The following is a 22,145-nucleotide window of genomic DNA, read 5'->3' as shown; positions in this document are numbered from 1 at the left end:
TTCAATCACTCCTGCAAGAAAGTTAGTTGATTTGGCCGATCCATAGCAATCTGCCTATGTTCTACTTGAGAACTTCATTCCAGGAGTAGAACAATGCTAGATATGGTCACCATCCACTCAGGCATTGAAAACGGCGAGAGATATTACACCGAAGAAGAGAGCTACTACAGCGAGGATGAAGAAATCCAGGCCATCACCAAATCAGAATGGTTTGGCAACATGGCACCGAATAAACCCTATTCAGCAAAGCGATTCACTGAGTTGTTCTATGGCAATCTCCCTAATGGTCAGCGGATGCGAGGCGATGTCTTAGGCGATGGCAAAGAACGCTTAGGCTTTGATCTGACATTCGCTGTTCCTGGTAAATCTCTAAGTATGCAGATCCATGCTCCTGATGGTGATAAGCAACTCTGGCAAGCTCACATCGAAGCAGTCAAAGAGGTGATGGCGATTGCGGAAGAACGCTATGCTGCTTCGAGGGTGCAGGTAAATGGTGATCGGAAAGTCATTAAAACAGGGAATATCGCTGCCTGCCTGGTCAATCACCATGAGAGTCGAGCAGGCGATCCCCATGTCCATACCCATGTGGTCTTATTCAATGGCACTCACTGTCCTGATGGAGAACACCGGGCGTTATACAAGGAGCTGCTGAGTAAAAGTGGCATCTTGGGAGATATCTATCATCAAAAGCTGGCCCTCAAAGTTCAGGCTTTGGGATATGAGATAGAGGAAACCCAAGAGGGCTTTGAACTCGCAGGAACAACGACAGATCAAAGAGAGTTGTTCTCTAAACGCTCCACTGAAATTGATGACTACTTAAAAGCGAAGGGCTGGGACAAGACCCCTCAGAATCGACAGAGAGCCGTCTTTGAGACTCGGATGGCGAAGGACAAAAGCCAAACCCTAGAACAGAAGCAGGACCGATGGGGCAATGAAATGGCAGCAGTGGGCTTCACTGGCCTTACCCCTGCCCATCACCCGATCACACCCCCAGAATCAGGAAACCCCCCAGAGAATTGCTTGATGCTGCTATCGGCCATCTCTCTGAACGGCAATCCTCTTTCAGTCGTGAAGACATTCAACGGTTCGTCTTCTCCCATCTCCGCAGTTTTGACGAAAAACCTCTGAACCAAGAGATTGATACCCACCCCAATCTATTAGATGCCTGGGATGGACGATACACCACTCAAACCGCAGTGGATCGGGATATCCGCATTATTGATAACTGGCTCCAGGGCAATGACAGGGTTCAACCCCTCAACCCCAATGCTGACTTTAGCCATACCATCCTCAACAGTGGTCAGGCCGAAGCCATGCAGCGACTACTCAGCTCACCAGATCAATACCAAATCCTTAAAGGACTCGCAGGCACGGGCAAAACCACTGCCATGGGCATAGCCCGAGAGCAGCTACCCCCTGAAACCGTGATCAAAGTCTTTGCCGCCACCCACAATGCCAAGAATGCAATCGCTGAATCCTTTGACCTAGAGGGAGCAACCATCGCTCAACTAGCCGTCAGTGAACCGACGACTGAACCCAATCAGCTCTGGATTCTAGATGAATCAGGCATGGTCGGCTCTGAAGACTTTGAAATGGTGATGAACAAAGCAGCCAAAGTGAATGCACGGGTCTGGGCTGTAGGAGATACGGGGCAGAATGGAGCCATTGCCGCAGGCGCACCCGTCCGAATGCTGATGCATCGAGGGGCAACGGTCCATAAGCTTAGGGAAATCATCAGGCAGCAGAACAAAGACCAAAGAACGGCTGTTGAAATGATCGCTGAAGGACATGGCCTTGAAGCCCTCAATGTCCTAGAAAAGCATGGCTTTGTTCATCAGGTCGCAGATGCTGACTCTAAACTCTCTGGGGCAGTCAATCACTATATGGGATTGCCCCAAAGCCGACGCGATAAAACCTTGGTGGTGATCGGGACCAATGCCGAGAGAGAAGACTTCACGGATCAACTCAGGGGCCAACTGATCGAAGAAGGAAGCCTAACCCATAACACTGAATTTACTCAGCTCAAGAATCGCAATCTCACTAAGGTGCAGAAGAAACGAGCGGAGAACTACAACAAAGGTGATTTACTCGTACTCCATCGCAAGCACCGCACCTATACCCAACTGCAAACCCATGTCCCCTATAAAGTCTTGGCAGTGGAAGGTCAGCATTTGCGAGTGGAGTCACCAGGGGGCAGGAAGTTCAAGATTAATCCAGCTCAGCATAAAAGGACGGAGGTCTATACCGCTAGGAAGAATCATATTGCCGTAGGGGATAAACTCAGGTTTACTTCAACGAATAAGAAGGCTGGGATTTATACCAATGCCTATTTAGAGTGCATCAGTATCAAAGACGGCATCGCTACGGTTAGAGGCAATAAGGACCAACTGCATCTGCTTGATCTGAGTAAGGCTCTACAGATTGACCATGATTGGGCAACGACGACCTATCGGGCACAAGGGGGGACCAATTCAGAGACCATCTACATTGCCAGTCTCAATCCCACTTCTGCCAAGGAGTCCTTCTATGTGGGTATTTCAAGAAACCGGACGAAGCATCTCTCTGTGTTTACAGAATCCCTAGAGAAGCTGAAAGGATGGGTGGGGACTTCTAATGCTCAAGAGAATGCCATTGAAACTTTGTTCGATCCCCTGGAAGGATGGAAGCCTGACTATACGGGAGTGGAGAAGCCCTGGCAGATTGATGCCGATACCTGGACGGAGATGAAGGGCAGTGGGGTTCATCCGAGTTTGTTAACCCCAGGTCATCTAAGAACAGTGAAGGGTACGAATAAACCGTCTGTGCGCGACAATGTGCTGCTTGCAGCTCTTCTCGAAGCTGAGTTTACTAAATCCAAGTATGGCGCAGGCCAAGAAGTGACCAAGGAGATGAAGGTGAAGCTCAATGGTACTCACAAGGTTAATGGTCAGTGGGTAGACGATCCTGAACGGGCTTATAGCCGCATTGCTGAAGGGGGAGGGTGGATCGGCTATGGCGGTACTGATCTGCTTTCCATCGTCGAGGGTAATCCTCAACCCTCTCTCTACTGCCAGGTAAAACCCAAGACACCTCGAATCTTTGACGGGAAGGAAAACAAGTATGAAACCCCCAAGGGAGTTGATCAGCAGGTCTTTCTACCTCATATCCCTGATGAGATTGCCGAGAAGATTTATCGTCGTAATGCCATTAACCCCACCCCAGAGGAACGGGCTAAAGGAGTCTGGTCTGTAGCGGATCAATATAATCTGCCGATTGTGCTGACGGAGGGATTGAAAAAGACATGGGCCTCTCTAAGTCAGGGACATCTGACGGTGGGATTGCCCGGTGTCACGGCTTTGTATCGGGCCAAGGATGAATACGATAATCGATTACCCCAGAGAGAGTTTACGGACTATGGCAAGGCATTGGCTAAGTCAGGGAGACAAATCACTTTTGCCTTTGACCAAGACACAAAGGTATCGAGCATCGTGAATGTCAGACGTGATTTAGTCCGTACCCTTGAGTTTATGCAGGCTGCGGGGGTGGTCTGCAAGGTGGCCGAGTGGGAGCCAAAGCTAGGAAAGGGATTGGATGACCTGATCGTGAAGGCGGGTCCACGAGCTTACAATGTTGCGATTGCCAATGCTGTTCCCCCAGAGGCTGAAATCAAACGGCATTACAGGGGTCAGTACAATGACATTTCTAAGAGGGTGCAGAAACGATTAGGGGAGATACCCAAGGAGCGGGTTGACCTGGAGGTTTACGCCTACTGCAAGAAATATGCAGAGCTGGATGATGCTCATCGGTTTATCTCTGAGTCAGATCATATGAGGGCTGCGACTCCAGAGCAGAAGCGATTGTATTTGCTGGCGATTCATAAAGTCTCACCGATCTATGAGGATTTGATGAACTCGGATAAGCCGATCAACTTCAATCAGCGGATGCCTGAGATGGTGCAGAATCGGGTCAAGTTGCAGATTGTCAAAGAGAAGCCCACGCCATTGCAGAGTGAGCAAATCAATTTTGATATGGGGCAGTCGTATTAGAATTTAAAGTGAGCAATCTCGTAAGTATGTGCCCAGGAAAAATGCCTGTCTCTTTTCTGAGCAGGCAATCGTAAGCATTAGTTCTAGTGTACTACTAGAATCTAGATTGGGGAATAAACTATCAATACTCTTAAGTTGCTGTCAACAGCACTTGCATGATCCGTAACCACTCACAGGAGGACAGCAGAATGGCAAAAGTCTATACAGGTAAAGTGGTTATTCCAGCAAATCAAATGGATCAGTATCTGGAAGCCATGCAAGCCGCAGAAGAGGCCAGAGCGCCTTTCCGACAGTCTCTCGAACAGTTCAATCGAGACTTTGCGGGTTTCCTATCTGCCAAATATTCCAAGAAGACCGTCAGAAAACACACCAACATCATCGAGCTATTTATTCACTTCATCTGCGGCTATACCGATGTCGAAGCCATCGAGGACATCACCAAAGGCATGGTCAATAGCCATTTCAGGAAGTGGTATAAGCGTAAGGTCTGGGATTCCTCCACAGAAAGCGATTTGCGCGTAGCCCTCAAGAAGTTCTTCCTATTCCTCGCCACTGAAAAAGAAATTAAGAATGAAAAAGTATTAGCTGCCTTGAAATGAATCCTGAATCTGCTGTCTTTCTCACTTTGAATTCAACATATTATGAAATCAAGGTTAACTTATCTATAGTTTGTTAAGAACTAGCTGTACACTATTTTCATAATTAGAGTTTTATGCATCTACCTGTTTTACTGATGTCAAATTAGGCTTGTGATGGCCTATTTATAACAATTGACGCTTTAGTTTTCCAGTACTTTCTTGTGACCTTTTTAGGCTAGGAATAAGCAGATAAATTCTAAGGTAAATGCTAGTGCTTAATTTACGACTCGTTACCTAATTCTCCCTTAACGAATCACTTGAGTAGGCTGTGTCTGAGAAAGACACAGCTAGTTTCGCTCTCTTCTGTTGCTAGCACTCTCCAGGCAATAATCTATATCGTGTGAATGATGACTAAAACAACTGCTCTGATCCATCAAATATCTAGACTGACTTGGTTCTTTGCAGTCTTGTTCGTTATCTTTTCAGGGCTGTTTTTGAGTCTCTACGGTTTTATTCGCTGGCGGTTTTGCATAGATGGAGTGTTATGTACTTTGCTCTTTCACCCTATCCATTTCTAGTGAATCAGCCTGCTAGTGAACCATGATGAAGTTGTTGTGATTCAGCAATATCACGAATCAGCATCATGTGATCATATAAATAGCTTTCAGCGGCTGCTCGTTCGTCTGTTTTCAGACTTTTATTTTGTTCTAGATGAGACAGCACCCAGCTCACCAAACCTGAATCATCCAGTCTTTCTAGGGAGTACTGAGGAATCTCTTCAATCATTTGCCAGAGTTGGCGGAGAAGGGGAGGTGACATTAAAGTTAAACCGCCTAATACTATTGGTGCTTGTACATTGACTGCCATACATCTTACTTTCATCTTTTTTTAATGATGTACGGCAATCTTGATCTTAAGGTCCGGTTTTAGTTTTGTGGGTGAAGTACAAACATCTTCACGGCAAAGCTCCTACGACTCCTCCAAGTAATACTTTTTATTGCAAAAAGAAACCTCTCAATCGCTGCCGGATCAAGAGGTTGAAAGGTTTGCCAATGGCACTTAATTAGAGGCCAGGTGCCATCACTGCGGCCTGCTTCTGTTCCTCTTTTTGCTGTGCTTTCTGCTGGGGTCGCTGTTGCTGGGCCACTCTAGCCTGAGCGGTCTTCACGGTGCGGGCAATGACCTTCTCTGCCACTGATTCCCCTTTGTCTGCTTTCAGACCTTGGAAGTGAGCAGACTGACCCACCATCGCCCGCACTTCCTTGGGCTTAAGGCCATCCTTTAAGGCGTTATCTGCCGCTAGCTTGACTCCTTTCAAGCCAGGTGAAACATTCGCCCCATACTTAGACCACAGACCTTCAGCAGGATTATTCGGAACCTCAACCTTGGCCGCTTGATTAGACTGCTGTTGAACTTGCCCCTTCGTTTCCATTTCAGCACTCAGAGATTGCTTGGCTAAACCCAACGGATTGTGCAGTATCCGACCCTCTTTGATGTTCAGCAAGACTTTATTACCCTGCTTGATGACGAGATTCCCCCCAAAGGCTGCGGGGTCTTCCAAGGCTTGCTGCAAGGCGTCTCGTTGAGAGTCGGTAATCGAGGTGGACGGATCTGGGGCACCGTTCTTCATTTTGAAGATGTCAATGCCATCCATCTTGATATACAGCCGATCCACGTTCATATTGTTTGAGGCTAGCTTATCCACTAGGCCCAATGCATAATCTTCTGCCTCTTCAGAAGATTCTGAACGAATCGGATTGACCACATTAGCAGCCGTCTCCACTGCGGCCTCAAAGATATTGGCCTGTGTACCCCGTTCTGTATGACCATTGCCATTCTCAGAGGGCTGAACGTTGATTTCGGGCTGGGTGCCGTTTGATTCGACTTGAGCCGCTGCTTTGAGTTGGGGTTCTATTTGTGTTTTATCTATCGCCATAACTGCACCTTGCTCTGGAGATTCAGTAGGCTGAACCTGAGTAGTCTGGTCTTCGGTGTTAGACAATTTTGCAAACTCCTGTTCTACAAATAATTCAGCATGGATTCCGATTTGACGGATATGACTTGCAGCACTGGTCAAGAATTCTTGGGTGCGATCTAAGGCCCGCTGACTATTCGCGATCACCTCGTTGATGGTCATGGGTCGAATCTTCTGAAAGGCAACGACGGCAGAATTAGCCACTGTGCGACCCAACATCAGAGATGTACCCACAGATCCCACGGCATGGGTGACCATATCCTGACCTGCCAACATCACCTGAGAAGATTCTGATGAAATCCAATCAAAGCTGGTCTGAATCCCCCCAAAGGCTGGGAGTCCAGACATGACGGATTCCCCAAAGTTACTCATGGCCTGTTGGGCCAAAGAGTGAGTACCGGACTGAAAGGCATCACTCCCCCACTTGATAGCGGTGCCTGCTAAGGGTGCGACAAAGGGGGTATGGGTGGCGACTGCTGTCACGGCTAAGGGCACACCGACGTTTTGAATCCCACTCTTGACGAATCCAAGGGGGATCGGGGACACGGCAAAGGCGACATCCTCTGCCTCCTTTGCCGTGTTGTATAGGTCTTTGAAGGTAGACATTTCAACCCTCGCGAGAGGTTTACCTATGAAACATAGGCAGAATGACTCTAAAGACCCAAATCCTGAGACTGGGATAGGCTTAAAGACTGTTATTTATCGCGCTGATGGTGAGAGATTTGAGACATAAACCAAATAAATTCTTGGAGCAGAGAGAAAAGCAGGCAATCAAAATTCGCATAAGTTCTTGACATCAACAAACGTAAAATATTGATGATTCACATAGTTACAGTGATACCGTTTTTCTAAGTCATTTTAGGATTTCAATCTCATGAAATATTGCTTGATCAGCCTGATTAGTGCAATAAGCCTTTCTATGGGTTCCCTAGCAACAAGCAGTTCATGTAAAGCTGCAATAAACCCTATCCAAGATAACCTAAACCCCAACTCATGCTCATGCCATCCAGCAGATCGTAATTGCATTCGACGTTGCGGTTAAATAACCAATAATTGAATTACATCTCAGCTTCACATCTCCATCGACTGAGATTGCTTTTGACTCTGCTTCTGAGACTGGTCCGATTGCTGGGATCGACGCTGCTCTACCTTGTCTCGATTTAGCTCATGTTGTGCCCTGGACATTACTCGGTCCTCATACAGCTTCACTTTCTCTGCTGACTGGGTGCGCTGAGCCACTTCCTTAATGGAGTTGCCAGCTCTAACAATTTGCCTGAGCTGTGCCCCTTTCAGCCCTCCTTTCATCCCTGCTTTGACGTTGGCGATATCATCAGCCCGTGACTCAAATTTGATGGACACACGATTATTGAACTTAGCGAGTTGTGCCCTCAGAATTCGCAGGGTTTGAGCCGTGAGCTTGGCCCCTTTTTCTACACCTTCCTGGGCCAGGTGCATTCCTTTATCAGCATCCCGCTCTAAGGTCTGGTCTTGACTAGGCTGCATCGCTCATATCCTCCTGTTCGTCTTCGTCTACATCAGTGGTTTTATCTGCCTGGGTATCATCAGTGCCTTCCTCTGCGTCAATTTCAGCGGCTTCTTCTTCGATGGCATAGTAGTCTTCTGGTGGTAGCAGATCCTCGGCGGCTGCGGCTCTATTCTCCATTGCCACTTGGATATTGATATCCCCAAAGTGCTTCTGATGTTCCTCTTGTAAGCTGGGCAGAATATCCTCTCGCCATGCGACTTCACACTGCTTCCGAATCTTGGCTTGGGGACTGTTCTCGTCATAGGGAAGCTGGGTCTTTTCGTAGATGATTGGGTGGCCGTTGGTGGAGGCATCGACGATGATGCATTGCCCTGGTTTCTTCATGGCATCTAAGCGGTCTGCGGTCATCAAATCCACTTGCTGAAAGCTGTCGTTGCGACTTCTGGAATGGTTGGAACCGAAGGACTCGTTTTCTGTGGTGCTGATGATGGTTTTCTTGCCTAAGCGATTGGCGATGACTTGATTGCTTTTATAGGATCCTTGGTTCATATAGATCCGGGTTGGCAGGTTAGCGGCGATGCTTTCCCAGCGCTTCTCGCCATAGAGTTCCTGCATCTGTTCTTCTTGCTGATAAATCATCCACATCAAGAGACCATTTTGCCGTCCGAGGGCTGACCATTTCTTGGCATTGGGATAGAGGGTGAAACTGGCTTCTTCGATGATCACGCCGAGATTGTTCTGGCGTCTGCGGGTATAGCTGATGTTGCGCTTGATCAGCATATGTTGGGCAGCGGCTAAATAGGTCTTGGTGGCTTCTATAGATCTACAGATAAAGATCCGTGATTAGCTAGGCAGCTTGTGTACCCAAGGTTTTGCAATATTTGCCCATTAAGACAGTAATTTCATTGGGAGTCTGACTAAAGTACAGTAGCCCCTCATCGACCTGCTGAACTAAGTCATCAAATTGCTTGAAGAACCGTAGGTGTGTGCTGCGTTTTTTGAGTTTCTTCCACAAGAATTCAATTGGGTTGAAGTCAGGAGAATATGTGGGTAATTGGAAAGGAGTAAGGCGAGCGGATTGCTGGTCAAAGAACTGCTTAGTTGCTTTACTGGTGTGATATCTAGCCCCGTCCTGAATGAGAATAATATGCTTGTGAGTCTGCTGGAGTACTTGAGTTAGAAAAGCAGTATACCCTTCAGAATTGAAGCGTCCCGTCTGACCTTGATAGAAGAACTGACCAGAATGATAATCAATTAATCCAAACACCTTGTAAGCCTTCCGTTTACCACTGGTGGGCAATGTTGGCTGCTCTCCACGAAGACTCCAGGTGTAGCTTAACGACCCCCACTGCGCAAAACTGGCCTCATCCCCAAATAAAATTAGGGCATCTTTGGCTGCTGATAAACGCAAAATCTCAGGCCATTTGTGTGTCATCCATTCTTGTCGCTTGGCTTCATTGAGATGAGCTGCAACAAACCGTGCTCTTTGAAATGAAAAGCCTAAGTTCCTCAGTAGAGTACTCACATAATGGGGATGATAGGAAACATTGAAGCGTTTCGCAATCAGGTCTTGAACCATTAATGTTTCTATGATGGATTGCATTGCACTCAGTAAGGTGCAAGCCTAAATGCTAGGAATACATTTACTTCTATGATTTGACATCAAGGAGTTCCGTCATGAAGAAAAATACCAAAGCAAGATCATATGTTGGGAAAGAAGTCTTCATTGGGATTGATGTACACAAGAAGACTTATACAGTTGTTGCTAGGTTCGAGGAGGAGGTCGTCAAGAAATGGACAACGAAAGCCTCACCACAATCATTAGCCCAACAACTCCTCAAATATTTTGATGGTGCTACGATCTATAGTGCTTATGAAGCTGGGTTTTCAGGTTTTGTATTGCATCGAGAACTCGAAGCACATGGCATCCAGAATATCGTAGTGAATGCTGCGGGGAATTGAAGTTGCTGTAAACAATCGCGTCAAAACAGATAAACGTGATGCTCTCAAGCTGGCAACGCTTTTGGAAGCAAAGCGCTTAAAGGGGATTCGCATTCCTAGCGAGGAAGAAGAAGCACATCGGTTATTGAGTCGGACAAGGAAACAGCTTGTTGGAGATTGCACAAGCGTTAAGAATAAAATCAGGATGAAGTTTCATCAATTTGGTTTAATTGATGCTGATGAAACTCGTGAGATGACTCATAAACTTGTCACAGAAACTCTAGCTAATTCTCCATCAAAAGAATTGGCAATTGTGATTACTGCCTATTGGAGCGTCTGGAAAAATTTAGAAGAAGAAATCAAGAAAATTGAGCAAGAACTCAAACAGCAAGCCAAAGAAGATCCTAACGAAAAGACCTACCGCTCTGCTCCAGGAGTTGGGCCACAGTCTGCTCGGGTGTTATCGAATGAGCTGGGGAATATGTCTCAGTTTAAGAATGAGCGCCAATTATTTTCCTACACAGGTCTGACCCCCCAGTGAACATTCCAGTGGTGAAACGATCCATAGGGGACATATTACTCATCAGGGCAATGTTCAAGTCCGAAGTATCCTAATTCAGATTGCCTGGAGAGCCATTGAAAAAGACCAAGCTTTAGCTCAGTTTTTTAATAGGCTTTTTCCGAGAACAGGAAAGAAGAAGGCTATTGTTGCTGTTGCTCGAAAACTAATTGGACGAATTCGGGCCGCTTTTCAAAAGGGTGAGGAATACCAATTAGGATATCCAGATACCCCCTTGTAAATATCTTAAATAGCCCTATCACAAAGGTAAAATTCAACAGGAAGAAACAACTTACGGAAAGACAGTATCGACAATTTCCTACTACTGTGACCCAGGTTGGAGTGCTGTGAGCAGTATACTGACCACTTACTAATGTATAGGGCACAGACCTTTCTATAACGAACCAGGAATATGTAGCGTAGTTACGACTATGACTTACGAATGACTGCAAGTCGAGGAAGTCCTTTCAATATATTTTCTTCCAAATTAGAGTATTGGAGGTGGTAGATTACAAGGCTAAATATCTAGATTGAACAGAATAGGTATTCCAACTAAATTTACCCATCTTTGTCATTATTTAGAGGTTGGGTTTAGTTCTTGCTGAAATTGAAAGGCATATTTTTACATTCCGGTTGACAATCCACATGACTGCACTCCAACAACCACACTCGTATCCAGCTTTGAGCGGACCTGCTTTAATCCATGACTTGAGCTGTTGTCGTTGCCGTGGAGTGAGTTTGCTGCGACGTCCTTGAGACGCTTTGTATCTAAAGCTAGCGATACCTCGTTTTAGAAATGCATGCAGATAATCCCTGAGCGTTTGTTCGCCTAGTGCCAATGTTTCAGCTACCTGTGCCACTGAACCACCTTGACCAAGCTGCAATAAAGCACTAATACGTTTGACCAGACGTAAATTCTGACTCCCGTATGCCTGGCGCAGTTTAGCTTCAATCTTTTTGCGTGTTGATTGGGTAAAGCGCAGTTTGAATTGTGCGAGCATACTGGATGACCTCTGATAATCTTGAAATCCTTGCCAGAGCTAAGAGTATCAGGAGCTAGTTACTATATTTAATGAAGATGTAGTGTCGCTAAAACCACGGATGCTTTTCTGAAGATCTATAGCTGGTCTTCGTTGATGCGGAAGAAGATGGCTTGTTTACCTGTCAGATCTAAGGGAATGGTGGTCTTGGTCATGCATTTAGCAATCTCGGGGTCGAGGAATTGCACCCAGTTCTGGCTAGCGGTGGATTGAATGGTGGGACCAGGGTTCGCGCTACTGGAGCTATTGGCAACGGTTCTTAGTCCTCGACTTAAATGAGTCATAAAGTAGGGTAGCCCTTTCCCCATTTTGTCGTTGTCTTTGGCTGCGGCTAAGCGTTCGGCAATGTTGTTAAGGCCCATGAGTTCCCAGACCATGAGCATGTCGGCATATTCACTGCTTTTAGCTCCCAGCATCATGGACTGTTGCATAAGGTCAGACTGGGGACCAAAGTATTGATGTCTACGCTCATAGTTCTCGACGGCGTTGATGTTGATGCCTCGGGTCAGTTCAAGGGTGCCTGCAAGGTCTTCTTCACTCTCGATCAGGTCGAGGAGGTTGAGGCCACCGGAGAAGGGGAGCTTTTCTGCGGAGTATTTTGATTCTTCTTTGATGCCTGGGGCGAGAAAGTGGATGTCATAGCCAAGGTCGTGGAGATAGGCGGCTGTTGCCTCCATCAGTTCACCTTTGATGTCACCGATGACCATTGCGGCCCCATCTTCGGCTAGGGATTCGATCACACGAAGGGCAAAGTTTGCGGTCTTTCCACCACCGCTTTTACCTGAGACGAGGCCACCGGGGTTGACGGGACCAAGGGTGATGCCTGTTTCGGGGTTGAGTTGGATCGCGGATTTTTCAATGTCGCCTTCAGCTCGGATCAGTTTGGCTTTGTTGGACCCTTCTTTGATTTCTTTGGGGGTGGCTTCTCTGGCGTTTGGCATTCCCTCGGGAATTTGAGTTCTGCGTTTGTTGAGGGTGCCCAGCCAGATGATAAAGACGAGGCTGAGGAAGCCTACGGTGAGCCAGCCGTAGTTGAGGGGAATGTTGTGGAACCCTCTGTAGTCTGATGAGGGTTGGGTGGTTTGTTGGGGCATACAGAAAATTCCCATTAGAGAGTTCTAATGGGAACATAGGCAGATTGTATTGTGGGGTGCAAATTCAGTGTTGTTGGAGGAAGACCAGGAATGTCTATGAAGACCGACTCACATCAATCTTGATCATTGATTGCAACCAGTGCATCTGGCATCTTTTTGGGGATTTTTGGTTTTAGACTTTGAGGTTGTAGTTGCATAAAAAACCAAAAACGCCAGCATTACCGCGCCCATGATCACAATGGTTTGGATAGACCAAAAAGACTGTTTAGGCTGTATAGGTCTGGGCAGGGGCGACGCTGGTTGCTAGATGTGTTTTGACATAAGCCGAGGTAGTATCTACGCAATACATATTAGGCTTATGGATTCTTCTGCTGTCTCTTGAACTCCTCCACAAGCTGACGATTACGGGCCTCTTCTTGCTCAAACCTTGCTTTGTTACGGGCCGTTGCCGCTGGCATTAAAGCCTTGAACACGGGACCAGGTAAGACTTCCTCAGCTTCTGGGCCGCTCCCCGTAGGACTGTAAAAGGCAGCTTCACAAACAGATGCATTTTCTTTTACAACAACGGTAGTTTCTCGGCCCGCCTCATCCGCTAGGTAGATCAGGTGGTAATTTGCTCCGTTGTGTTCAGTTTTTGCAACGTGATCGCCGCCTGTGAATGCCCAAGGGCTGAACACTTTTTTTGAGGTGATAAGCTGCTGAGTGCAGCTATTAACATCAGCTCTAGCCGACAGGGGAATAGACGCAAGTAGTATGCTAAGGGGCAAAAGCAGTTTGAATTTCATGGAGCCAAATGTCCTTGTCAATTGAAGTCAACTAAAAATTCGGGGTTGATTGTGCCCCCCTTTACGGGGTGTAACACCATTGACTGTCCTAACTACTTCAAAGTGTAGGTGAGGCCCAGTACTTCGCCCTGTGTTACCACTGAGGGCGATTGGTGTGCTTTTCGTGACTTTTTGATTTGCCCTAACTTGTACTTCACTTAGGTGGGCGTAAAGCGTGGAATAGCCATTTTTTATGGTTGACAACAATAAAATTGCCATACCCACCAGCTTCATACCCGATTTCTTCAACGATACCACCGTCAGAAGCGTTGACAGGGCTGCCCACAGGTAAACCAACATCGATGCCGCCATGCCAGCCGAGGCTCCTAGGACCATATCGGCTAGTAACCGGATGACCAGGTGTAGGATTAACAAATTCACCAGTTGCAATGCCATTTCCTTCAGGCTGGATAATGCCCGACTGCCCAGGATTGGCACTTGCCAACAACGCAGGATTACACCGCTGTGCATTCGTATTGATTGCAGCCAACAATGGATTCTGCCCTGCATCCCCATTCGGACCATATTGAGCCAAGATTGCCGGGTCTTTCCATATCTCATGCTGTTCAGCTCCCCCCGGCAGGCTCGTAAACTGGCCGTATTTGGTTTTCCCAGGAACGGGCCGACCTAGCAGTAGATCAGCGGCGGCAAAGTCACCAGCCTCAATCAGGCCCATGATATCGGTCCCTATTTGACCCGAGAAGTCCTGGATCAATGCCACTGCCGCCTGATCGCGTTCGGCTTTATTCGTTGACCAGGCATCTACCCCATACCGATCCAATATCGTCTTTCGTGTCTCAGGGATAAACTGATATTCCCCATACGCTCCGGTATCAGGATTGGCGTCAATATCCGTTCCCCCAAAGGACTCACCCAAGGCAATGCGGGCGAGATACTGTCTGAGGTTATGTTGAGGATCTGAGGGTTTGGTGGCTGTGCTGCCAGAATTACTGACTGCCCCTGGTCTACCCGGTATACCATCCAATTTCGGCGCATTCGTGGACCCATCAATGGGCTGAAGCTGAACGCCATTAGATTGAGCGTCAGCTTGCAAACTGCTGTTGTCCTGTTGACCCCGAAGTGTCCCTTGGTAAACACCCGAAAAACCATCATTACTGGTGGTTTCACTGTTGGATGGCGATGGATGAGTTACACCCGTGTAATTAAAGGTTATCGTGCCATTGTCTGCTTCATTTACCTCAAATCCATAGGTTCCAGCTTCCTGTGCAACCCAGGCTAAAGTCGCACTCTCATTCTCTTCATTCACCAGTAAACGACCTTGCTGATCTCGGTCAATGCTTAAGCCCAGGTCCGCTGAATCTGACTTGAATCGTTCAAAGGCTTCTACTTCTCCTTGGGGTGGAGAACTGTTCCCTGCTGCTGCTGTCGTATTCCCTCCTAAGAAGTCAGGGGCTTGGCAGAAGTTAATGGTTCTCGCTTTCTCGTTAATCCCTGGAAAGTAGTCTTGGACTTTACGCCGAGCCAGGATCGGGAAGATGCCCCCCACTTTGACTTTCCACGGGGTTTTGAAGCTGAAGATATGAGCGGTGCAGTGCTTCTCAAATAGGATGGTGACGCAGATTTGGAAGTCTACCCATAGCCGAGCTTCTGCGGGTTTATCATCGTATTCCGTGATATTTCCCAGGCTGAATTTGGTGAGGGAGCCATTGCCAAAGGGCTTGATGCCTGCTCGTTCTTTATTTCCAAATAGGCAGAGAAAGCCTTTGCATCCGGGGACTTCCTGATCTCGACCCATCCACTCTTTTCCCAGAAGTGGATCACCGAGAATGGTGGTCCCTGGTTCTAGGGGTGCCATCTCAAACCGGGGAAACCCTCTTTTGGGTCGCTTGCTTCTGCTAGTGGCACTCTTGATGCCATGCTCTGGTTTGAATTTTCCGTCAGGGGTGCCGCCACTGATGGGCCTACCGTAATGTTCTTCTGCTCCATCTTGACCACTATGGGCGATATCGAACCGACCAAAGATATCCCCGGCAAGGATATTGAAGATGATCGGGGCGACGATGGAGCCAAGGGCGGTATCACCGAGGCCAGGGACGGAGCTTAGGATCTTGTCTTCTATGCCGGGGAATCGCTCTAGGGCCAGGTCTGCCAGTTGGGGTAAGGCTTGGTCTAAGGGCTGATTGGCAATATGGACGATGCCACCGATGGGCACTTGCTTGAGTTCGGGGAATTCTTTGATGACTTCGTTGAGGGTGAAGTTTTGGATTTCATCAATGGCATAGGCTTGGGCGCGTTGCCGTGCGGTTTCCCAGTTGCCTTCGATGACTTCGATGGTGAGTGAGCCTACGGGTAATCGGCGCAGCTCTGAAGGAAGGTCATTGCCAATTTCTCGAAGTAGGACCTGTTCTCCTTCTTTGATGACCCCTTTCCAGTCGCCATCTAGGAGGTCTTCAAAGGGAATATCTTTGAGGGCTGGGTTTTTGTTCAGTTCGTTGATCAGGACTTTCTTGCCTGTACTCAGGGCATTGCGTTGAAGCTGCTTCTGGGCACCTGTGGGATCGAGGACGACTCCGACGACGGATTGGAATAGGGGAGCGGAGTCTTTGAGTTTGATATCGCCGTTGTTGTATATGTCTTTGACTTGTTCAAGGTTGAGGCCATTGACTAGTTCAATCTGGCCGATGGGTACTCCTCCGATGTCGGTGCCGATGGCTTCATTGAAGTCTCTGAGGCTGTGTTGGGTGAAGCCTGCAAATTGAGGGTTTTGCTTTAGGTCTCCAAATTTGATGATTTTGTCTGGGGTGGCTCCTGCGGGCCAAGCTCGGTTGGGGTCATAGCTGAGGTTGGGGTCATCGACGACGACCCAACCGGAGGAGCTAGCACCGGGGAGATTAGAGAAGGAAACGCCTTGAGCTTCAGGGGGTGGATCGTAGATTAGCCCAGGAACGTTGGCGAGTTCTGGGGCGGGATAGTCCCGACTGGTTGGGCCTGACTCCAGACGGGAAGGGTCTGGGAGGCTGCGATCACGATGGAGGCGATGAGGGTAGGACATCGCTTGAGAACAGGGAGGGTCACAAACAAGAATCCTCTGTAGATGGGCTACAGAGGAAACATAGGCAGGATGGCCTTTGAGGTGCAAATCGAATTAATTACGGTAATTTAAGGAAGGGTATAAATTACGATATTTGTCTTGTATCTCATCGTTAATTGACCAATTTCTTTGTATTTAATCTGTTATGTCTCAGAAAGATCGTATTCAGAAGCTAGAAGAAATAACTAGGAAACGACTCAAAGAAATTTCTGTTGATGATTTTAGAGACAGTCTTGACAACATCTATCGCCATTCGCAACGTCTGCCTAATTCCTACGCTCTGAATAATGATGGATATGTCATAGGACTCAGTTTGCAAGGAATTGATGGTGAAGATTTAGCAGAAGCGTCAATAGATAAGTTTCACCACCTCTCATTCTTATATTTATTTGATATCAAGTCTTCTGAAGTGATTTCTTATGATCACTTCAGAAGACTTGAAGCCATTGCACTAACGGGTACTGATTTAACAACTGCATCTTATGTCAGTGCGATAACCACCTTAAGTACTCTCTATTTAAGGAACAACCAGATTGCTGATATCTCCTTTCTACAAGACCTCAAAGGGCTGACATCACTCGATTTAAGGAACAACCAGATTGCTGATATCTCCTTTCTACAAGACCTCAAAGGGCTGACATCACTCGATTTAAGTTTCAACCAGATTGCTGATATCTCCTTTCTACAAGACCTCAAAGGGCTGACATCACTCGATTTAGGGAACAACCAGATTTCTAATATTCCTAAATGGTTAACTGAAAAGGGTCTTCCTATTTCCACTGAAGAATTCGCACATTCTTGCATCAATTTGTATAAAAAACCCGATCCAAACACCACCATTAGAAATCGTCAAAGAAGGCAACTCAGCCATCCAAAATTATTATGATCAATTAGAAAGCCAAGGGGAAGATTATTTATACGAAGCTAAAATGCTCATCGTAGGCGAGGGTGAAGCAGGAAAAACAACCTTAGCAGCCAAAATAGAAGATAAGAACTGTCCTTTGCCTCATATAGACGATAGAACCAAAGGCATAACCATTCATACCCACCACTTCTCCTGCGAATCACATCATCACCAAGAGACTCAACCCTTCCAACTCAACATCTGGGATTTCGGCGGCCAGGAAATTTACCACTACACCCACAGATTTTTCCTGTCTAAACGATCCCTATATGTCTTGGTGGCAGATAACCGCAAGGATGACACTGACTTTAACTATTGGCTCAATATCATTGAGCTATTCGCAGGGGACAGTCCCTTGATTATTGTCCTTAATGAAAAAGGAGAAGTTCAGCGAAACGTCAATCATTCAGAATTGCGCAGTCGCTACCCCAGCAGCATCAAAGACATTTGCTCAGTTAATTTTAAAACCGAGGAAGAACCCGACTCAGAGAAAAAGCGAGAAAGGTTGCACGGCATCACTAAGCTGATCAGAGATATTGAAAATGTCGTCCAAGATCTGCCCCATATTGGTGAACCAGTACCTGCGCTATGGGTAGAAGTAAGACAATCCATAGAAAAGGACTCGCGTAACAGTATTTCCTTAGAACAGTTCCATAACCTCTGCCATACCAAAGACATTACTAAAGCAGAAGATATTGCAACCCTACTTGGTTATTTCCATGATCTAGGCGTCCTTCTCCATTTTGACGACAACCCCTTTTTGCACAATCGAGTCATTCTAAAACCCTCCTGGGCCACCAATGCGGTTTATCGTATTTTTGATGACGATACCATCAAGGCCAAAAGAGGTCGATTTACCCGTCAAGAATGTTTTGCTCTCTGGCACGATACTCAATACAACTTCATGCACGATATGTTGATTGAGTTGATGAAAAACTTTCACCTAGTCTATGAAATTGGACAGTCTGGAAACTTAGTAGCACCTCAATTGTTGCCCCAAAGTACCCCTGATTACTCTTGGGAGTCTGCTAACAATACTTACATGGAGTATCGCTACGATTTATTTATGCCCAAAGGTATCTTTGGGCAGTTTGTTGTCCGGCTATATCGCTACATCGAAAATCACACTTGGGTATGGCGCAATGGTGTTATCCTGGAGCGTCAAGGAACTAGAGCCGAGATTGTAGAAAGCCTATCGGATCGCCGCATTTACTTACGATTCACAGGCTCCAGTATTCCAGAATTCCGAGCCATTATTATTGACACTCTTGATGAGATCAGTTCTTTTTTTTCAACAATTAAAGTACTTCAAAATGGTGCCTTGTCAATGCAGCCAGTGCATTGAGAGCGATCAACCCCATTTATTCAACTTTACAATCCTGAAAGATCGCCAGAAATTGAGAAAAAAAACCACTATGGAATGTCAACTTAGTGCCATAGACGTCCCCCTAAATCTATTGCTAGCTGGATTTGAAATCCCTGCCCCCCACGATCTAAACCTAGCTATTCCTACTGAGCCAAAGATTGAAACTTCTGCAACTATGAACACCATCAAAATATTTCTCGCCTCATCCTCTGAATTGAAGGCGGATCGACAACAGTTTGAGATTTTTATCAACCGCGAGAACAAAAAACATGTTCGACAAGGCATATTTTTTGAGCTAGTACTCTGGGAAGATTTTCTAGATGCTATGTCTCCGACCCGATCTCAAGATGAATACAATAAAGCCGTTGCGGAATGTGATGTATTCGTTAGTCTCTTTCATACCAAAGCTGGGAAGTATACCGAAGAAGAATTTCTGAAAGCGCTAGAAACCTTCAAAGCTCACAACAGGCCACTCATCTATACCTACTTCAAAGGTGCAGCCGTGAATCTGAATGATATTACATCTGAAATTCTCAGCCTCTTGAACTTTAAGCAGAAACTTAAGGATTTAGAGCACTTCTATACTACATATAATGATATTAACGACCTCAAGCATCAATTCGGTGAACAACTACCCAAACTTCTATCCGAGTTGGGATATAGCTAGAAGCATTTCGTTCTATATCCATCATCAGTAAGGTATCTGTTAATCAACCCACTGGCACAATCTCAACCTCACCCTCAAACTTCCAGAACTGCGTGACTGACTGATTGCTTCCCTGTGAGGACTGAGGCACCAGCTTTGAAAGATGATTCCCACCCCGCACATCCGCTAACTGGTCCGTGGCGATCTCTCCCCCCAATCGCAGCCACTGTCCCCATCACTCTATCCCCGAAAGATTCTCCTCCCTGGCGTTTCAGTTGCGCTCTCAGGTACTTAGTATTCTTGCGTCTGACCTCCATCGTCCCTGGCTCAATCTCTTGACCATTGATGCTGACCACATGAGCCGTGAACTGCAAGCCATTCATCTTTTGAATCTTGGCCTCAGCCATCTGACCTTTGTGGGGTCCACTGGTGATTTTCAAAGGAATGACCATCTGTTGAGCATCTTGAGGGGATAACCATTCCACATGATCAATTACCTTGGCCTTCATGGAGGTCCGGGTCGGTGTGGCTGCACTTTGGCCTGAACCATAGAACTCAGACTCAAACTGATCCACCGTTTGAATCTCCCCTGCCATAAAGTTGACCTGATAGTCAGGCTTTACTTTTGTCTGAGGTTTACTCTTATTGGCAAAGGCTAGCTTGACGGGTTTAGCCTGGGGCCGAGGGGTATAGGTGGGACGAGGGGCTTTTGGGATTTTGCCTATCGAGGATGTTTGGGGCGATGACTGGGATTTCTGACTGATTTGATAACGGTTACAGCCTGGAACGTTCATACTCCGCTCCACATAGCCCACACATTCATTCAATGAAGGGCCGCTAGGCTTAGACTTCGCCAGTAGGGAAGGATTGGGCTTTGCTGGAGTATAGGTGCGTTTGGGAGTCGGCTTGCCATAGAGCCGACGAGGAATGCTAACGGTATTCTTGCGCTGAACGGGTTTACCACCCACGGGCACGGGTTTTTTCTGTTTGGCCTGCTGAGCTTTTTGCTGCTGAGCTTTCTGCTGCTTGAGCCGCTTTTGTCGTTGATCAAACGGCTCTAAGTCTGCGGCCTGGGTCAATCCCATGTTTTCTTGTTTAAGCTCAGCGACCTGACCTTGAGCATTTTGAAGCTTTTCCGTCAGGCTGATAATCTGCTTATCCTTATCTCCCAAGGCCATCACCACCTGGGGCTTCGGTCCCCATAGCTTATAGCCCACGAACCCAGTGATAAGCAGAGGGATGGCGATACTCCCAATCCTAAACCAGGGCTGCAGATAGTAGGGATGTTTGACCTTATCCCCTGGATCCACCATTTTCTCTAGATCGTTGATGGGACGACCCTCAGCCACCTTGTTCTCTTCTAAGAGTTCATTGAGTTCCGGGTCATCCAACAATGTGGCTTTGGCTTCCTCGACCTGGCGTTTATCTGTCGGCATGTCTCGCTCCTTGTCTTTGCTCTGTTGTTCTAGGTGGGCAGGTCCACAATGTTGGTAATCAATAGCTCTGCATGGAGGGCATCATCAATCATGCGGCCCAGCTCTGTATCAGCAATTTGCCAGTTGGGTCTAAACCCTTGGACGGCTCTCAAGGTCAAGATTTTGTTGATTTTAACGGGGTTATAGATCAGGTTGTTTTGACCATCAAAGCGGTATTGGGTGGCGTATAAGCGCACATCCCATTCATGGGCTTCTGGATCTAATCGCTCAATCTTGGCTCCCGTGAGGGTGGTCTTTGTATGGTGGGATTTGCCCACATAGTTGGTGAAGGGGTCTTTGGCTTTGGCATAGGCGATGTGCTGACGCCCTAGCCACTCTCCCCGGATATCAGGATGGATTTTGAAGGCTTGGGTATACATGGGCAAGGGATAGATCACCTTGCCTTCACGGTGGCCTTCACCATTCATGGGCCAGGTATAGGCGACGGAGACAAATTCTTGGGCAAATCTCAAGACCACATCATCACTGCGATAGAAGGGGTCCACGGGCTGACCTTTGACGACTAACCCGGAGTCGGTTTGGATATACACCTGAGAGGGGGCTTGCGCTCTGACCCCTTGGGTAAACCAGGAGAAGCAGACGAGGATATTCAGCAAGAGAGCTGAAACTACCAGGAGGGGAAGGAAGCGAGAGAGTTTCTTAGTCATTGGCAGTTACCACTCGTCGTAGATCGAATAATCAAATTCGGAATAAATATCGTCCAGTTCGCGAGTGCTTCTGCCGCTAGAACTCGTAGATCCAATCAGGAGTTGCACGAATAGGAAAAATAGGGTCAATCCTGACAGGAAAAACCAGATAAAGATGAAATGGTCAAAGGTCCAGCAGAAGGCGAAATAGAACAGTACGGTCATCCCATAGATAAACCGGAAGTCTGACCACCAAAAGCGAAAGTCGGGGACAAAGAGCTGGCAAAATATGAGTCCACAGCCCAAGGTGAAAAAGGAGTCCAACCCGGATAGCTGCTCTGCCCCAGCAAAGATGCGGTGGTAGCCTGCAAACAAGGTGAGGACGATGCAGGCCATTACCCCAGATAAGGGAGTCAGATCGGCAAAGCCCCCGTTGAGAGTGATCAGCATCAGGGCAAAGACGATAAAGATAACGGCGATGGTTTGGTACAAGGGCATGATTTTCTCCCTTTAATCTTGGTTGTAATGAACAT

22 protein-coding genes are annotated in these 22,145 nt (G+C 47.0%); 9 read left to right on the top strand and 13 right to left on the bottom strand.

What is annotated here, in order from left to right:
* Positions 1-93: 93 nt before the first annotated feature.
* The 3 genes from mobF to HRE53_RS32880 all read left to right on the top strand — a co-directional run bounded on the left by mobF (position 94) and on the right by HRE53_RS32880 (position 4,624).
* Entirely contained in the window at positions 94-1,128 is a 1,035-nt protein-coding gene (gene mobF, locus HRE53_RS32890; RefSeq protein ID WP_235112724.1) for a MobF family relaxase, read from the top strand.
* Positions 1,017-4,025, top strand: coding sequence for an AAA family ATPase (locus HRE53_RS32885; RefSeq protein WP_235112718.1), 3,009 nt, complete (start codon positions 1,017-1,019; stop codon positions 4,023-4,025). The genes mobF and HRE53_RS32885 overlap by 112 nt, the downstream gene beginning before the upstream one ends.
* Before the next feature lie 188 nt (positions 4,026-4,213).
* Entirely contained in the window at positions 4,214-4,624 is a 411-nt protein-coding gene (locus HRE53_RS32880) for a site-specific integrase (protein WP_235112717.1), read from the top strand.
* Between the two features lie 561 nt (positions 4,625-5,185).
* On the opposite strand, the gene HRE53_RS32875 is transcribed toward HRE53_RS32880, so the two are convergent.
* From HRE53_RS32875 to HRE53_RS32855, 5 genes are all read right to left on the bottom strand, one after another.
* Positions 5,186-5,422 carry a hypothetical protein gene (locus HRE53_RS32875; RefSeq protein ID WP_212665875.1) on the bottom strand — a complete coding sequence of 79 codons (237 nt, stop codon included), beginning with the start codon at positions 5,420-5,422 and terminating at the stop codon, positions 5,186-5,188.
* A gap of 244 nt (positions 5,423-5,666) precedes the next feature.
* On the bottom strand, positions 5,667-7,184 hold the full coding sequence (locus HRE53_RS32870) for a hypothetical protein (protein ID WP_235112716.1): 1,518 nt from the start codon (positions 7,182-7,184) through the stop codon (positions 5,667-5,669).
* Between the two features lie 465 nt (positions 7,185-7,649).
* Positions 7,650-8,081, bottom strand: coding sequence for a hypothetical protein (locus tag HRE53_RS32865; protein ID WP_235112715.1), 432 nt, complete (start codon positions 8,079-8,081; stop codon positions 7,650-7,652).
* The gene (locus HRE53_RS32860) at positions 8,071-8,844 is read right to left on the bottom strand and encodes a TraG/TraD/VirD4 family protein (protein WP_235112714.1); all 774 of its coding nucleotides are present in this window, start codon (positions 8,842-8,844) and stop codon (positions 8,071-8,073) included. Before HRE53_RS32860 ends, HRE53_RS32865 begins: the two co-directional genes overlap by 11 nt.
* Positions 8,845-8,911: 67 nt before the next feature.
* Positions 8,912-9,667, bottom strand: coding sequence for an IS630 family transposase (locus HRE53_RS32855; protein WP_235111995.1), 756 nt, complete (start codon positions 9,665-9,667; stop codon positions 8,912-8,914).
* Between the two features lie 74 nt (positions 9,668-9,741).
* Between HRE53_RS32855 and HRE53_RS32850 the strand changes: the two genes are divergently transcribed.
* The 3 genes from HRE53_RS32850 to HRE53_RS32840 are packed head-to-tail and all read left to right on the top strand — an operon-like array spanning position 9,742 to position 10,805.
* A complete protein-coding gene (locus HRE53_RS32850) occupies positions 9,742-10,026 on the top strand; it encodes a hypothetical protein (protein WP_235112713.1) in 285 nt (94 codons plus the stop codon).
* Positions 10,010-10,546, top strand: coding sequence for a transposase (locus tag HRE53_RS32845; protein WP_235112712.1), 537 nt, complete (start codon positions 10,010-10,012; stop codon positions 10,544-10,546). Before HRE53_RS32850 ends, HRE53_RS32845 begins: the two co-directional genes overlap by 17 nt.
* A gap of 19 nt (positions 10,547-10,565) precedes the next feature.
* The gene (locus tag HRE53_RS32840) at positions 10,566-10,805 is read left to right on the top strand and encodes a hypothetical protein (protein WP_315876972.1); all 240 of its coding nucleotides are present in this window, start codon (positions 10,566-10,568) and stop codon (positions 10,803-10,805) included.
* Positions 10,806-11,142: 337 nt separating this feature from the next.
* Here the strand turns inward: HRE53_RS32840 and HRE53_RS32835 are convergent, their stop codons facing one another.
* The 5 genes from HRE53_RS32835 to HRE53_RS32815 form a co-directional block, all read right to left on the bottom strand.
* Positions 11,143-11,565, bottom strand: coding sequence for a helix-turn-helix domain-containing protein (locus tag HRE53_RS32835; RefSeq protein ID WP_235112004.1), 423 nt, complete (start codon positions 11,563-11,565; stop codon positions 11,143-11,145).
* Positions 11,566-11,681: 116 nt separating this feature from the next.
* Entirely contained in the window at positions 11,682-12,698 is a 1,017-nt protein-coding gene (locus HRE53_RS32830) for a hypothetical protein (RefSeq protein ID WP_235112710.1), read from the bottom strand.
* A 356-nt stretch (positions 12,699-13,054) separates the two neighbouring features.
* Positions 13,055-13,375: a hypothetical protein gene (locus HRE53_RS32825; RefSeq protein WP_235112707.1), complete on the bottom strand. Its 321-nt coding sequence runs from the start codon at positions 13,373-13,375 to the stop codon at positions 13,055-13,057.
* A 135-nt stretch (positions 13,376-13,510) separates the two neighbouring features.
* Positions 13,511-13,741, bottom strand: a complete 231-nt coding sequence (locus tag HRE53_RS32820) for a M23 family metallopeptidase (RefSeq protein ID WP_235112706.1) — start codon at positions 13,739-13,741, stop codon at positions 13,511-13,513.
* Complete coding sequence (locus tag HRE53_RS32815) at positions 13,677-16,535, bottom strand: M23 family metallopeptidase (RefSeq protein ID WP_235112704.1); 2,859 nt, start codon at positions 16,533-16,535, stop codon at positions 13,677-13,679. The genes HRE53_RS32820 and HRE53_RS32815 overlap by 65 nt, the downstream gene beginning before the upstream one ends.
* A 184-nt stretch (positions 16,536-16,719) precedes the next feature.
* Here HRE53_RS32815 and HRE53_RS32810 point away from each other — a divergent pair, with 184 nt between their 5' ends.
* From HRE53_RS32810 to HRE53_RS32800, 3 genes are all read left to right on the top strand, one after another.
* A complete protein-coding gene (locus HRE53_RS32810) occupies positions 16,720-17,460 on the top strand; it encodes a leucine-rich repeat domain-containing protein (RefSeq protein WP_235112703.1) in 741 nt (246 codons plus the stop codon).
* A gap of 43 nt (positions 17,461-17,503) precedes the next feature.
* Positions 17,504-18,823: a COR domain-containing protein gene (locus HRE53_RS32805; RefSeq protein WP_235112702.1), complete on the top strand. Its 1,320-nt coding sequence runs from the start codon at positions 17,504-17,506 to the stop codon at positions 18,821-18,823.
* A 70-nt stretch (positions 18,824-18,893) separates the two neighbouring features.
* A complete protein-coding gene (locus tag HRE53_RS32800; protein WP_235112701.1) occupies positions 18,894-19,511 on the top strand; it encodes a DUF4062 domain-containing protein in 618 nt (205 codons plus the stop codon).
* A gap of 74 nt (positions 19,512-19,585) precedes the next feature.
* Here HRE53_RS32800 and HRE53_RS32795 read toward each other — a convergent pair whose 3' ends face one another.
* The 3 genes from HRE53_RS32795 to HRE53_RS32785 are packed head-to-tail and all read right to left on the bottom strand — an operon-like array spanning position 19,586 to position 22,110.
* Positions 19,586-20,926, bottom strand: a complete 1,341-nt coding sequence (locus HRE53_RS32795; RefSeq protein ID WP_235112700.1) for a hypothetical protein — start codon at positions 20,924-20,926, stop codon at positions 19,586-19,588.
* Positions 20,927-20,955: 29 nt separating this feature from the next.
* Entirely contained in the window at positions 20,956-21,633 is a 678-nt protein-coding gene (locus HRE53_RS32790; protein ID WP_235112699.1) for a hypothetical protein, read from the bottom strand.
* Between the two features lie 6 nt (positions 21,634-21,639).
* Complete coding sequence (locus HRE53_RS32785; protein WP_235112698.1) at positions 21,640-22,110, bottom strand: hypothetical protein; 471 nt, start codon at positions 22,108-22,110, stop codon at positions 21,640-21,642.
* Positions 22,111-22,145: the final 35 nt, after the last annotated feature.

The sequence above is a fragment of the Acaryochloris sp. 'Moss Beach' genome (genome assembly GCF_021497025.1).
Classification (GTDB): domain Bacteria; phylum Cyanobacteriota; class Cyanobacteriia; order Thermosynechococcales; family Thermosynechococcaceae; genus Acaryochloris; species Acaryochloris marina_A.
The sequence above is the reverse complement of the archived record's forward strand: the minus strand, read 5'-3'. Positions and strand labels throughout refer to the sequence as shown.

Excerpts from the sequence above, each read along its gene's own strand:
- mobF (WP_235112724.1), top strand. The coding sequence starts at position 94 with ATGCTAGATATGGTCACCATCCACTCAGGCATTGAAAACGGCGAGAGA.
- HRE53_RS32880 (WP_235112717.1), top strand. The coding sequence starts at position 4,214 with ATGGCAAAAGTCTATACAGGTAAAGTGGTTATTCCAGCAAATCAAATG.
- HRE53_RS32875 (WP_212665875.1), bottom strand. The coding sequence starts at position 5,422 with ATGTCACCTCCCCTTCTCCGCCAACTCTGGCAAATGATTGAAGAGATT.
- HRE53_RS32870 (WP_235112716.1), bottom strand. The coding sequence starts at position 7,184 with ATGTCTACCTTCAAAGACCTATACAACACGGCAAAGGAGGCAGAGGAT.
- HRE53_RS32865 (WP_235112715.1), bottom strand. The coding sequence starts at position 8,081 with ATGCAGCCTAGTCAAGACCAGACCTTAGAGCGGGATGCTGATAAAGGA.
- HRE53_RS32860 (WP_235112714.1), bottom strand. The coding sequence starts at position 8,844 with ATGCTGATCAAGCGCAACATCAGCTATACCCGCAGACGCCAGAACAAT.
- HRE53_RS32855 (WP_235111995.1), bottom strand. The coding sequence starts at position 9,667 with ATGCAATCCATCATAGAAACATTAATGGTTCAAGACCTGATTGCGAAA.
- HRE53_RS32850 (WP_235112713.1), top strand. The coding sequence starts at position 9,742 with ATGAAGAAAAATACCAAAGCAAGATCATATGTTGGGAAAGAAGTCTTC.
- HRE53_RS32845 (WP_235112712.1), top strand. The coding sequence starts at position 10,010 with ATGCTGCGGGGAATTGAAGTTGCTGTAAACAATCGCGTCAAAACAGAT.
- HRE53_RS32835 (WP_235112004.1), bottom strand. The coding sequence starts at position 11,565 with ATGCTCGCACAATTCAAACTGCGCTTTACCCAATCAACACGCAAAAAG.
- HRE53_RS32830 (WP_235112710.1), bottom strand. The coding sequence starts at position 12,698 with ATGCCCCAACAAACCACCCAACCCTCATCAGACTACAGAGGGTTCCAC.
- HRE53_RS32820 (WP_235112706.1), bottom strand. The coding sequence starts at position 13,741 with ATGGCAATTTTATTGTTGTCAACCATAAAAAATGGCTATTCCACGCTT.
- HRE53_RS32815 (WP_235112704.1), bottom strand. The coding sequence starts at position 16,535 with ATGTCCTACCCTCATCGCCTCCATCGTGATCGCAGCCTCCCAGACCCT.
- HRE53_RS32810 (WP_235112703.1), top strand. The coding sequence starts at position 16,720 with ATGTCTCAGAAAGATCGTATTCAGAAGCTAGAAGAAATAACTAGGAAA.
- HRE53_RS32805 (WP_235112702.1), top strand. The coding sequence starts at position 17,504 with ATGCTCATCGTAGGCGAGGGTGAAGCAGGAAAAACAACCTTAGCAGCC.
- HRE53_RS32800 (WP_235112701.1), top strand. The coding sequence starts at position 18,894 with ATGGAATGTCAACTTAGTGCCATAGACGTCCCCCTAAATCTATTGCTA.
- HRE53_RS32795 (WP_235112700.1), bottom strand. The coding sequence starts at position 20,926 with ATGCCGACAGATAAACGCCAGGTCGAGGAAGCCAAAGCCACATTGTTG.
- HRE53_RS32790 (WP_235112699.1), bottom strand. The coding sequence starts at position 21,633 with ATGACTAAGAAACTCTCTCGCTTCCTTCCCCTCCTGGTAGTTTCAGCT.
- HRE53_RS32785 (WP_235112698.1), bottom strand. The coding sequence starts at position 22,110 with ATGCCCTTGTACCAAACCATCGCCGTTATCTTTATCGTCTTTGCCCTG.